The organism is Citrobacter sp. KH_055_1, from assembly GCF_057838705.1.
This window is the reverse complement of sequence record NZ_CM174473.1, coordinates 2,787,744-2,800,273: the sequence shown is the minus strand read 5'-3', so window position 1 is coordinate 2,800,273 and position 12,530 is coordinate 2,787,744. Positions and strand designations below refer to the sequence as shown.

Genomic DNA, 12,530 nt, shown 5'->3' with positions numbered 1-12,530 from the left:
ATAATATGACCGGTATGAGTAATGTAACTAAACTGGCCGGCGAACCGTCAGGTCAGGAATTCCTCGTGTTTACGCTAGGGGATGAAGAGTACGGTATCGATATTCTGAAAGTGCAGGAAATTCGTGGTTATGATCAGGTCACGCGTATCGCTAATACACCGTCTTTTATTAAAGGGGTGACCAACCTGCGCGGTGTGATTGTGCCTATCGTTGACCTGCGCGTGAAGTTCAGCCAGAGCGACGTTGACTATAACGAGAACACCGTGGTGATTGTGCTGAATCTGGGTCAACGCGTGGTGGGGATCGTGGTGGATGGTGTGTCGGATGTGTTGTCGCTGACGACCGATCAGATTCGTCCGGCACCAGAATTTGCGGTTACGCTGTCAACGGAATACCTGACGGGGCTGGGCGCACTGGGCGATCGGATGCTGATTTTGGTTAATATCGAGAAGTTGCTGAACAGCGATGAAATGGCATTGCTGGATATTGCTGCAAGTCACGTCGCCTAACCGCCTCCGGCCTACAACGATCGTCGTTGTAGGCCGGATATGCCTATCGCCATCCGGCTCCCTCAACCGTTACGCTTCCTGCTCAACCAGTTCAGGTTCTTCTTCCAGTAACCCTTCATTCCGCGCAAGCATTGCGGTGGCAATCCCGTTGCCTAACACGTTAATCGCCGAGCGCCCCATATCGAGGAAGTGGTCGATACCCATCAGTAACAGAATGCCTGCAACCGGAATATTAAAACTGGGAATTGTTGCCGCCAGCACCACCAGCGCCGAACGCGGCACGCCGGCAATCCCTTTTGAGGCTAACATCAGCGTTAGCATCAGCACGGTGATTTCGGCGAAAGAAAGGTGAACATTATAGGCCTGCGCAATGAACATTGATGCAAAGGAGCAGTACACCATTGAGCCGACCAGGTTAAACGAGTAGCCGATCGGCAGCACGAATGACACGATGTTGCGTGAGCAGCCAAATTTCGTCAGTTGCTCGAGCGTTTTGGGATACGCGGCTTCAGAGCTACTGGTGGTGAAGGCCACCAGCACTGGATCTTTCAGCATGCTGACCAGACGAAATACCTCTTTTTTCAACACCACGTAGCCGACCGCGAGCAGCACCAGGCAGGTCAGCACAATCGCCAGGTAATAGCCGCCGATGAACGAGGCATAGTTGAGCAGAATTCCCAGCCCTTGGGTGGCGATGACGGAGGAGATGGCGGCAAAAATTGCCAGCGGAGCCACGTACATTACATAACCGGTTACCTTCAACATAATGTGGGAAACCACATCCAGTGCGGCAACCAGCGGCGCGTTAAATTTCTCACCGAGTGAGGCCCCGCCAATACCGAAGAACATCGAGAACACCACGATTTGCAGGATCTCATTATTGGCCATGGCTTCGGCAATGCTGGTCGGGATCGTGTGAGTGAGAAAACCTTTCAGGCTCATGCCGCTAACGGCGAGGCCTGTATCGGTAGCTTCCAGTGGAATGGCCAGGTTCAGCCCGCTCCCCGGTTGTTCAAGGGAGACGACAAAAAGGCCCACCAAAATAGACAGCACGGAGGAACTGATAAACCAGAGCATGGCTTTGCCCCCGACGCGACCAATGGTGGATGTCTCTCCCAGTCGCATAATGCCGACGGTTAGCGTACTGAAGACTAACGGCGCAATGACCATTTTAATGAGCCGCAAGAAAATGTCGGTGAGCAGCGTAATATTATCAGCCCAGGCGGTTACTACGCCCGGTGAGGCCCAGGAGTGGATCACCGCGCCTGACAGGATGCCCGCCAGCATAAAGACCACGATGAACAACGTGAGTTTGTTTGCATTTGCCACTAAAAATCCCTCTGTGATGATGTAATAGTTATTCCCCTGCTACACATTTTTTGTACTTATTAAGTGGTAGCAAAGCATTCATCATATAAATCAAAGTCAGGATCGGTACAACTTTTTTTAATTTTTTATCCATTTTGTTGTGGTGTTTGAGCATCTGCGTTTTCACGCCTCTTTTTCCTGCAGGATTTCCTTTTTGCAAACGTAAAGTTATTCGGGCGGGTGCCGATAATGTTGATAACTCGTTTTCAGGAAGGTGCCTTATGTTTAACCGTATCCGCGTTGTCACAATGCTGATGATGGTGCTGGGGGTTTTCGCACTGCTACAGCTTGTTTCCGGTGGTCTGTTGTTTTCCTCATTGCAGCAGAATCAGCAAAGTTTTGTTATTTCTAACGATTTACGTCAACAGCAAAGTGAACTCACCTCAACATGGGACTTAATGCTGCAAACGCGCATTAACCTGAGCCGATCCTCTGCGCGCATGATGATGGATGCTTCTAACCAACAGAGCAGTGTGAAGAACGATCTGTTGAAGAATGCGAAAGGTACGTTGGCGCAGGCAGAAACGCATTACGCAAAATTCAAAAGCATCACGCCATTACCAGAGATGGCAGAAGCCAGCGGTAACGTTGATGAGAAATATCAGCAGTATCACGCAGCATTAACGGAGCTGGTGCAGTTTCTGGAAACCGGCAACATGGATGGTTTTTTTGCTCAGCCGACCCAGGGTATGCAAAACGCACTGGGTGAGGCGCTCGTGAAATATGCTGGCGTCAGTGAAAAACTCTATCTGCAGGCGTTTGATGAAAGCGCGCAGGATTACCAGTTTGCCCAATGGCAGCTCGGCGTTCTGGCCGTAGTGCTGGTGCTGATCCTGATGGTGGTGTGGTACGGCATCCGTCATACCTTGCTTAACCCCCTGGCCCGCGTTATTGCCCATATCCGCGAAATAGCCAGCGGCAACTTAACCACGTCATTAACCGTTAGCGGGCGCAATGAAATTGGTGAGTTGGCCAGCACGGTTGATCATATGCAGCGATCGCTTATTGAAACGGTGACCCTGGTGCGGGAAGGTTCCGATGCGATCTATTCCGGCACCAGCGAAATTGCCAGCGGTAATACCGACCTTTCGTCGCGCACCGAGCAGCAGGCTTCTGCGTTGGAAGAGACGGCGGCCAGCATGGAACAACTAACGGCGACGGTGAAGCAAAATGCGGACAACGCGCGTCAGGCTTCGCAACTGGCGAAAAGCGCTTCCGATACCGCACAGCATGGCGGCAAGGTAGTCGATGGCGTGGTAAACACCATGCACGAAATCGCGGATAGCTCGAAGAAAATTGCTGACATCATCAGCGTAATCGACGGTATTGCCTTCCAGACCAATATTCTTGCGCTGAACGCGGCGGTTGAGGCCGCACGCGCCGGTGAACAGGGCCGTGGTTTCGCCGTGGTGGCGGGAGAAGTGCGTAATCTGGCAAGCCGCAGCGCGCAGGCGGCGAAAGAGATCAAAGCCCTGATCGAAGACTCCGTTTCTCGGGTCGATACCGGCTCGGTATTGGTAGAGAGTGCCGGGGAAACCATGAATGACATCGTCAATGCGGTAACCCGTGTCACCGACATCATGGGAGAAATCGCCTCAGCGTCTGACGAACAAAGCCGTGGTATCGACCAGGTTGCGCTCGCCGTATCCGAGATGGATCGTGTGACGCAGCAGAACGCCTCGCTGGTGCAGGAGTCGGCTGCTGCTGCTGCTGCACTCGAAGAACAGGCCAGCCGTCTGACCCAGTCGGTATCGGCTTTCCGCCTGGCTGCACGCCCACTGTCGGCTAAATCTCGCGATGTACGGCCATCTTCAACAGCGGCCCCTGCGTCATACCCGCGCCAGCAAAGTACTGAACCCGATAGCAATTGGGAAACATTTTAACCGGGAGCTAACACCGGATAGTAAGTCGAGCGGGCAGAGTCTCTTTCTGCCTGCATCGTGTTTTTAAGCATGAAGAGCAAACCGTAACACAACACGAATTGGCGCAGCACAGGCTGTGCCCGTTGTATCCTGAATGTGATTGAGAAGGCGCTATGACATCATCTCTGCCCTCCGGGCAAACGTCATTATTGTTACAGATGACACAGCGCCTCGCGCTGTCTGACGCGCATTTTCGTCGGATATGTCAATTAATCTACCAGCGCGCGGGTATCGTGCTGGCCGACCACAAGCGGGACATGGTGTATAACCGCCTGGTGCGTCGCTTGCGTACCCTGGAGTTGGACGACTTTGGTCGCTATCTCAGCATGCTGGAAGCCAACCAGAACAGCGCTGAGTGGCAGGCGTTTATTAATTCCCTGACCACCAACCTGACCGCTTTTTTCCGCGAAGGACATCATTTTCCGGTGCTGACTGACCACGCGCGTCGACGCAGCGGCGAATACCGTGTCTGGAGCGCCGCGGCCTCTACCGGTGAAGAACCCTACAGTATCGCGATCACGCTGGCAGATACGTTGGGTATGGCACCTGGACGCTGGCGCGTTTTTGCCAGCGATATTGATACCGAAGTGCTGGAAAAAGCCAGAAACGGCATTTACCGCCTCGATGAACTGAAAACGCTGTCGCCACAACAGTTACAGCGTTATTTCATGCGTGGTACCGGACCGCATGAAGGACTGGTGCGTGTGCGTCAGGAACTGGCGAGCCATGTTGAATTCTCCAGCGTGAATTTACTGGATAAAAAATACAACGTGCCCGGCCCGTTCGACGCCATATTTTGTCGTAACGTCATGATCTATTTTGATAAAACGACGCAGCAGGACATTTTGCACCGTTTTGTTCCACTCCTGAAGCCGGATGGGCTGTTGTTTGCCGGTCACTCAGAAAACTTTAGCAACCTCGTGCGCGAGTTTAGCCTGCGCGGACAAACGGTGTATGCGCATGCGCCGGGTAAGGATAAATCATGAGTAAAATCAGGGTTTTGTCGGTCGACGATTCCGCATTGATGCGTCAAATCATGACTGAAATTATTAACAGCCACAGCGATATGGAGATGGTCGCGACGGCACCCGATCCGTTGGTTGCGCGGGATTTGATCAAAAAATTTAATCCTGATGTCCTGACGCTGGATGTAGAAATGCCGCGTATGGACGGCCTCGATTTTCTTGAGAAGTTGATGCGTTTACGTCCTATGCCGGTGGTGATGGTCTCTTCTCTGACCGGAAAAGGCTCTGAAGTCACGCTGCGGGCGCTGGAGTTGGGGGCGATTGATTTCGTCACCAAACCGCAACTGGGGATCCGCGAAGGGATGCTGGCCTACAGCGAGATGATTGCCGAGAAAGTGCGTACGGCATCCCGCGCGCGTCTGGCGGCGCATAAACCAATTGCCGCGCCGAAGACGCTGAAAGCGGTGCCGTTACTCAGTTCTGAAAAACTGATCGCTATTGGCGCGTCGACCGGGGGAACGGAGGCGATACGCCATGTGCTACAGCCGCTACCGCTTTCCAGTCCGGCGGTCATCATCACCCAACATATGCCTCCAGGTTTTACTCGCTCATTTGCCGAGCGCCTGAACAAACTGTGTCAGATCAGCGTGAAAGAGGCGGAAGACGGCGAACGTGTATTGCCGGGACATGCGTATATCGCCCCTGGTGACAAACATATGGAGTTGGCCCGCAGCGGGGCGAACTATGTGATCAAAATTCATGATGGGCCGCCGGTTAACCGGCATCGGCCTTCTGTGGATGTGCTGTTTCATTCGGTGGCAAAACAGGCGGGGCGCAACGCCGTGGGCGTGATCCTCACGGGCATGGGCAACGATGGTGCCGCCGGAATGTTAGCGATGCACCAGGCAGGCGCCTGGACCATTGCGCAAAACGAAGCAAGTTGTGTGGTGTTCGGCATGCCGCGCGAGGCCATCAATATGGGTGGTGTGAGCGAAGTGGTCGATCTTAGCCAGGTAAGCCAGCAGATGCTGGCGAAAATCAGTGCCGGACAGGCAATACGTATTTAATGAGGAGCAGTATTTTATGGCGGATAAAGAGCTGAGATTTCTGGTTGTGGATGACTTTTCCACCATGCGTCGCATCGTGCGCAACCTGTTAAAGGAGCTGGGATTCAACAATGTTGAAGAAGCCGAAGACGGTGTGGATGCCCTGAATAAGCTGCAGGCAGGGGGATTTGGTTTTGTCATTTCTGACTGGAACATGCCAAACATGGACGGACTGGAATTGCTGAAAACCATTCGTGCCGACGGCGGTATGTCTTCTCTGCCGGTGCTGATGGTGACCGCGGAGGCGAAGAAAGAGAACATTATTGCCGCCGCGCAAGCCGGTGCCAGTGGTTACGTGGTGAAGCCTTTCACGGCGGCGACGTTGGAAGAGAAACTCAATAAAATCTTTGAGAAACTGGGCATGTGAGGGTGTGATGATGATGATGCAACCACAAATTAAACCTGTTGATGAACATTCAGCAGGGGATATCATCGCGCGCATCGGTAGTCTGACCCGAATGCTGCGCGACAGCCTGCGTGAACTGGGGCTGGATCAAGCCATAGCTGAAGCGGCGGAAGCGATCCCGGATGCGCGCGATCGTCTGGATTACGTTGTGCAGATGACCGCACAGGCAGCAGAGCGTGCGCTGAACAGCGTTGAAGCCTCGCAGCCACACCAGGACGCAATGGAAAAAGGGGCCAAAACCCTGAGTAAACGCTGGGACGAATGGTTCGAGAATCCGATTGAACTGTCTGATGCCCGTGAACTGGTGACCGACACCCGTCAGTTCCTCGGTGATGTCCCTGGACACACCAGTTTTACCAATGCTCAGCTGCTCGACATTATGATGGCGCAGGATTTCCAGGACCTTACCGGCCAGGTTATCAAGCGCATGATGGACGTTATTCAGGAAATTGAGCGCCAGCTGTTAATGGTGCTGCTGGAGAACATCCCTGAGCAGGGCGCCCGTCCAAAACGTGAAAACGAAAGTTTGCTGAACGGCCCGCAGGTTGATACCTCGAAAGCCGGCGTTGTGGCAAGTCAGGATCAGGTTGACGACCTGCTGGACAGTCTCGGGTTCTGACTCGTGCAGGCCGGATGTAGGGGCAACCGCTTCTCTTCCGGTCTGCATACTCTCTACCGTCTGTAGGGGTTAACGTCATAAACCCCGTCTTTTTTACCGCTTACTCTCGCCATTGCTGTGTCGCTGTTCTGGCATCATTCTCGCCTGTGTCTCTATCCAGGGTCTGATGCGTGGCAGAAGAAAGCGACGACGACAAAACAGAAGCCCCCACACCCCACCGACTTGAAAAAGCGCGGGAAGATGGGCAGATCCCCCGTTCCAAAGAGCTGACCTCACTGCTTATTTTGCTGGTGGGCGTGTGCATTATCTGGATCGGCGGGGAGTCGCTGGCCCGCAGATTGGCGGGTATGCTGTCGGCCGGGCTACGTTTTGACCACAGTATGGTCAACGACCCTAATCTGATCCTCAGCCAAATCATTCTGCTGATTAAAGACGCCATGATTGCGCTGTTACCGCTGATTACTGGCGTGGTGCTGGTGGCATTGATCTCGCCGGTGATGTTGGGCGGTTTGATCTTCAGCGGTAAATCGCTGCAACCCAAATTTTCGAAACTGAATCCGCTGCCGGGTATCAAGCGCATGTTTTCTGCGCAAACCGGTGCTGAACTGCTGAAAGCCATCCTGAAATCTACGCTGGTTGGCAGCGTGGCTGGATTCTATCTCTGGCACAAGTGGCCGGAGATGATGCGGTTGATGGCCGAATCGCCGATTACCGCAATGGGTAATGCCCTTGATTTAGTTGGCATGTGTGCGCTGCTGGTGGTGCTCGGGGTGATCCCGATGGTGGGGTTTGACGTTTTTTTCCAAATTTACAGCCATGTGAAAAAGCTGCGCATGTCACGCCAGGATATCCGCGATGAATATAAACAAAGCGAAGGTGACCCGCACGTTAAGGGCAAAATTCGCCAGATGCAGCGTGCGGTAGCGCAGCGACGCATGATGGCGGATGTGCCGAAAGCCGACGTCATTGTGACTAACCCCACACACTATTCGGTCGCCTTGCAATATGACGAAAACAAAATGAGTGCGCCACGCGTCGTCGCCAAAGGGGCGGGGCTGGTCGCGTTGCGTATTCGCGAAATTGGCGCGGAACATCGAGTCCCAACCTTAGAAGCACCACCGCTGGCCCGTGCGTTATATCGCCATGCTGAGATTGGTCAGCAAATACCCGGCCAGCTGTATGCTGCCGTCGCAGAAGTGCTGGCGTGGGTATGGCAATTAAAACGCTGGCGTCTGGCGGGCGGCAAGCCGCCACCGCAACCTGGAAACCTTCCGGTGCCTGAAGCACTGGATTTTATGAACGAGAAGAATACTGATGGCTAATCTGGTCGCGATGCTGCGCCTGCCCGGCAACCTGAAATCCACACAATGGCAGATTCTTGCCGGGCCGATCCTCATCCTGCTTATCTTGTCGATGATGGTGCTGCCGCTGCCAGCGTTCATCCTTGATTTACTGTTTACCTTTAATATTGCGTTGTCGATCATGGTGTTGCTGGTGGCGATGTTCACCCAGCGCACGCTCGAATTCGCTGCCTTCCCGACCATTTTGCTGTTCACCACATTATTACGCCTGGCGCTGAACGTTGCCTCGACGCGTATTATTTTGATGGAAGGGCATACCGGTTCGGCGGCGGCGGGGAAGGTGGTTGAAGCGTTTGGTCACTTCCTGGTGGGCGGTAACTTTGCCATCGGTATCGTGGTTTTCGTCATTCTTGTCATCATCAACTTTATGGTTATCACCAAAGGTGCCGGTCGTATTGCCGAAGTTGGCGCACGCTTTGTGCTGGACGGTATGCCCGGTAAACAGATGGCGATTGATGCCGATCTCAATGCCGGACTGATTGGGGAAGATGAAGCCAAAAAACGTCGTTCAGAAGTGACCCAGGAAGCTGATTTTTACGGCTCTATGGACGGTGCGAGTAAATTCGTTCGCGGGGACGCCGTTGCCGGTATTCTGATCATGGTGATTAACGTGGTTGGCGGCCTGCTGGTAGGCGTATTACAACACGGTATGAGTATGGGCAGTGCGGCTGAAAGCTACACCTTGCTGACCATCGGTGACGGTCTGGTCGCCCAAATCCCGGCGCTGGTTATCTCCACCGCGGCGGGCGTTATCGTGACGCGCGTCAGTACCGATCAGGATGTCGGCGAACAGATGGTCACCCAGCTGTTCAGTAACCCCAGCGTGATGGTGCTCAGTGCGGCGGTGCTCGGTTTACTGGGCCTGGTACCAGGCATGCCAAACCTGGTATTTCTGATGTTTACCGCAGCGCTATTGGGTTTGGCCTGGTGGTTGCGCGGTCGCGAGACAAAAGCCCCTGCGGAACCTCAGTCGATCAAAATGCCGGAAAATAATGCGGTGGTGGAAGCGACCTGGAACGATGTCCAACTGGAAGACTCGCTGGGAATGGAAGTGGGGTATCGCCTGATCCCAATGGTGGATTTTCAGCAAGATGGCGAGTTGCTGGGACGAATTCGCAGTATTCGTAAGAAATTTGCCCAGGATATGGGCTTCCTGCCGCCGGTGGTGCACATCCGCGACAATATGGATCTGCAGCCTGCGCGCTATCGCATCCTGATGAAAGGGGTAGAAATTGGCAGCGGGGATGCCTATCCGGGACGCTGGCTGGCCATCAACCCTGGTACGGCAGCGGGATCGCTGCCGGGTGAGAAAACGGTTGATCCGGCTTTTGGTCTGGACGCTATCTGGATTGAAAGTGCGCTAAAAGAACAGGCGCAAATCCAGGGCTTCACGGTGGTGGAAGCCAGTACCGTCGTCGCCACGCATCTGAATCACCTGATTGGCCAGTTTGCCGCCGAACTGTTTGGACGTCAGGAGGCGCAACAATTGCTGGACCGCGTGTCGCAGGAAATGCCGAAACTGACTGAGGATCTGGTGCCTGGCGTGGTGACGCTGACCACGCTACATAAAGTGTTGCAGAATTTATTGGATGAAAAAGTGCCGATTCGCGATATGCGCACCATCCTCGAAACGCTGGCTGAACATGCGCCGCTGCAAAACGATCCGCATGAACTCACCGCCGTGGTCCGCGTGGCGTTGGGAAGGGCGATTACCCAGCAATGGTTCCCGGGGAACGACGAAGTTCAGGTTATTGGCCTGGATACGCCGCTTGAGCGCTTGCTGCTGCAGGCCTTACAAGGGGGCGGCGGCCTGGAGCCGGGGCTGGCAGACCGACTGTTGGCGCAAACTCAGGAAGCGTTATCGCGCCAGGAAATGTTGGGCGCGCCGCCGGTGCTGTTGGTTAATCATGCATTGAGGCCTCTGCTGGCGCGTTTTTTACGCCGCAGCATACCGCAGCTGGTGGTGTTGTCGAACATGGAGCTTTCCGATAACCGCCATATCCGCATGACCGCGACCATCGGAGGTAAATAATGCGTAAGTTTCTGTGGCTGTTATTGTTTCCTCTGGCAGTGCAGGCCGCCGGAGAAGGCGCCTGGCAGGCTAGTGGCATGGGCATTACGTTAAATCACCGCGGGCAGTCTGCCTCGTCTGCGCCTTTGGTTCCCGGCCAGCCCGTCTCGGGGTTGATGACGCTGGTAGCCTGGCGCTATGAGCTGAATGGCCCTACGCCTGCGGGGCTGCGGGTACGTTTATGTTCGCAGTCGCGCTGCGTTGAGCTGGACGGGCAAAGCGGCACCACTCACGGATTTAATAACGTACCTGCCGTGGAGCCGATGCATTTTGTCTGGGAGGTGCCCGGCGGCGGTCGCCTGATCCCGGCCTTACAGGTGCAAAGTAATCAGGTCATCGTCAACTACCGTTAATTCTCTCTTCTTCATCGCAGCTGGCAGATGAAACTGCTGGCTGTCTCGCATTTTTTGACCCGCCACTTTGATTTAAAAGAAACGCTGTTTTATAAAATAGGTGACTTACGTTGCCGGACTCTTTGTGCTGTTGCCATTTCGCGATTATCCCTGGCAGAAATAAAAAGGTTTCCCTTGCGGTTAACTTTTACTGTGGCCGTGTAAGGACGTCCTGCATCGAAGTGAGGATTGCGGGGCCTCCCAATAATGTGCAGGGGTAACGGCAATGAGAACACGTAAAATTGGGTTGGTAAATTATTTTGCCTATGGGGCAGGTGACTTTTTAGGCGCAGGGACCACGGCGCTGACCGCCGCATGGTTGCTCTATTTCTACACCACTTTTTGTGGCCTGACGCCTATTGAGGCGACGTTTATTTTTGCAACGGCCAGGGTGCTGGATGCGGTGGTTAGCCCATTAATGGGCTTTTTAACGGATAATTTTGGATCGACCTGGCTTGGTAAACGCTTTGGCCGACGTAAGTTTTTTATTCTGCTGGGGATTCCCTGTGTCTTTAGCTACTCCCTGATGTGGGTCGGCGACATGGGATTCTGGTACTACCTGCTGACCTACCTGGTGTTTGATGTGGTTTACACCATGATTCTGGTGCCCTATGAAACGCTGGTACCGGAAATGACCGATGATTTTAAACAGAAAACCAAGTTTTCTGGCGCGCGTATTTCTATGGCCCAGATGTCAGCCATACTGGCCTCGTTCTTACCTGGCGTACTGTTGACGCTGTTTGGTAAACACAATCCTGTTTCATTTTTCTATGCCAGCCTGGTGTTTTCGGTGCTGTGCGCGCTGATGCTGACCTTTGTGTGGTTTTTTACCTGGGAACGCCCGCGTGAAGAATGGAGCGAAGCGGCACTTCGCGCTGAAGAAGAGAAGAAAAGCCTGACCTTTCGTCAGAGCATGAGTCGTCTTTTCACTGAGCTAAGTTCGACGATGCGCATCCGCATTTTCCGTCAACATTTGGGCATGTATCTTGGTGGTTATATCGCGCAGGACGTGTTCAACGCGGTCTTTACCTACTATGTGGTGTTTGTGTTGATGCAGGAAGCCTCTATGGCGTCGAACCTGCTGGGCACCATGGCTATCTTCCAGTTTATTGCGGTTATCGCCATGATCCCGCTGTGCATTCGCTTTGGACCGGCCCCGTCTTACCGGATGGTGGTGGTGCTGTTTGGCCTGAGTTCTCTCTCTTATGCGGTGTTGTATTACGCCGGGCTGAGTGATGTGTACGCCTTATTGCTGCTGGTTTCCGCCGTTGCGGGCCTGGGACGTGGTGGCATCAATTATGTTCCGTGGAATACCTACACCTATATCGCCGATGTCGACGAGGTGATCACAGGCCAGCGTCGGGAAGGGATCTTTGCCGGCATCATGACCTTAACGCGCAAAGCCTCGCAGGCGGGGGCCGTCATGCTGGTCGGCATTGTTATGCAGTTATCGGGTTTTGTCTCCGGGCAGAGTGAACAACCTGCTGCGGTCAGCCATACCATTCTGTTCATTCTGAGTTGCGGTACGTTGATTGTACTGGCGTTGGGATTCCTGGTGTCTCTACGTTTCAAACTGAATCTGCAAACACATAGTACCTTGCGTGAAGAGACTGCAAAAATGCGTGAGTCAGGTTGCCCCATGCCAGAAGGGCTTACTCCTGAAGGACGTGCAACGGTAGAGATGCTGTCAGGCATGCCGTATGAATCACTTTGGGGTAACAACAATATTGGTTACCTGAATCGTAATAAACCTGCTGCGCCATCACTGCAACATGGCTCAGCATTGAATTCGACATTGCACAGAGGTTAAG

General features: G+C 53.7%; 11 protein-coding genes. 10 read left to right on the top strand and 1 reads right to left on the bottom strand.

Going from position 1 to position 12,530, the window contains the following annotated elements:
- Positions 1–5: 5 nt before the first annotated feature.
- Complete coding sequence (cheW, locus tag AC3ITF_RS13180) at positions 6–509, top strand: chemotaxis protein CheW (protein WP_115258791.1); 504 nt, start codon at positions 6–8, stop codon at positions 507–509.
- Positions 510–578: 69 nt separating this feature from the next.
- On the opposite strand, the gene AC3ITF_RS13175 is transcribed toward cheW, so the two are convergent.
- The gene (locus AC3ITF_RS13175; protein ID WP_489175733.1) at positions 579–1,838 is read right to left on the bottom strand and encodes a dicarboxylate/amino acid:cation symporter; all 1,260 of its coding nucleotides are present in this window, start codon (positions 1,836–1,838) and stop codon (positions 579–581) included.
- A gap of 260 nt (positions 1,839–2,098) precedes the next feature.
- Between AC3ITF_RS13175 and tar the strand changes: the two genes are divergently transcribed.
- The 9 genes from tar (at position 2,099) to AC3ITF_RS13130 (ending at position 12,529) form a co-directional block, all read left to right on the top strand.
- A complete protein-coding gene (gene tar / locus AC3ITF_RS13170) occupies positions 2,099–3,760 on the top strand; it encodes a methyl-accepting chemotaxis protein II (RefSeq protein WP_137362883.1) in 1,662 nt (553 codons plus the stop codon).
- A 152-nt stretch (positions 3,761–3,912) separates the two neighbouring features.
- Positions 3,913–4,785, top strand: a complete 873-nt coding sequence (gene cheR, locus AC3ITF_RS13165; protein WP_181595546.1) for a protein-glutamate O-methyltransferase CheR — start codon at positions 3,913–3,915, stop codon at positions 4,783–4,785.
- Positions 4,782–5,831: a protein-glutamate methylesterase/protein glutamine deamidase gene (gene cheB, locus AC3ITF_RS13160; protein ID WP_115258787.1), complete on the top strand. Its 1,050-nt coding sequence runs from the start codon at positions 4,782–4,784 to the stop codon at positions 5,829–5,831. Before cheR ends, cheB begins: the two co-directional genes overlap by 4 nt.
- 16 nt (positions 5,832–5,847) lie before the next feature.
- Complete coding sequence (cheY, locus tag AC3ITF_RS13155; RefSeq protein WP_045444172.1) at positions 5,848–6,237, top strand: chemotaxis response regulator CheY; 390 nt, start codon at positions 5,848–5,850, stop codon at positions 6,235–6,237.
- Between the two features lie 13 nt (positions 6,238–6,250).
- On the top strand, positions 6,251–6,895 hold the full coding sequence (cheZ, locus tag AC3ITF_RS13150) for a protein phosphatase CheZ (RefSeq protein ID WP_096759429.1): 645 nt from the start codon (positions 6,251–6,253) through the stop codon (positions 6,893–6,895).
- A gap of 170 nt (positions 6,896–7,065) precedes the next feature.
- Positions 7,066–8,217 (top strand): flagellar biosynthesis protein FlhB, encoded by a 1,152-nt coding sequence (flhB, locus tag AC3ITF_RS13145; protein ID WP_115258786.1) that lies wholly within the window; start codon positions 7,066–7,068, stop codon positions 8,215–8,217.
- Positions 8,210–10,288, top strand: a complete 2,079-nt coding sequence (flhA, locus tag AC3ITF_RS13140) for a flagellar biosynthesis protein FlhA (RefSeq protein ID WP_115258785.1) — start codon at positions 8,210–8,212, stop codon at positions 10,286–10,288. The genes flhB and flhA overlap by 8 nt, the downstream gene beginning before the upstream one ends.
- Positions 10,288–10,680 carry a flagellar protein FlhE gene (flhE, locus tag AC3ITF_RS13135; RefSeq protein ID WP_115258784.1) on the top strand — a complete coding sequence of 131 codons (393 nt, stop codon included), beginning with the start codon at positions 10,288–10,290 and terminating at the stop codon, positions 10,678–10,680. The genes flhA and flhE overlap by 1 nt, the downstream gene beginning before the upstream one ends.
- 265 nt (positions 10,681–10,945) lie before the next feature.
- Positions 10,946–12,529 (top strand): MFS transporter, encoded by a 1,584-nt coding sequence (locus AC3ITF_RS13130; protein WP_489175732.1) that lies wholly within the window; start codon positions 10,946–10,948, stop codon positions 12,527–12,529.
- Position 12,530 lies beyond the last annotated feature (1 nt).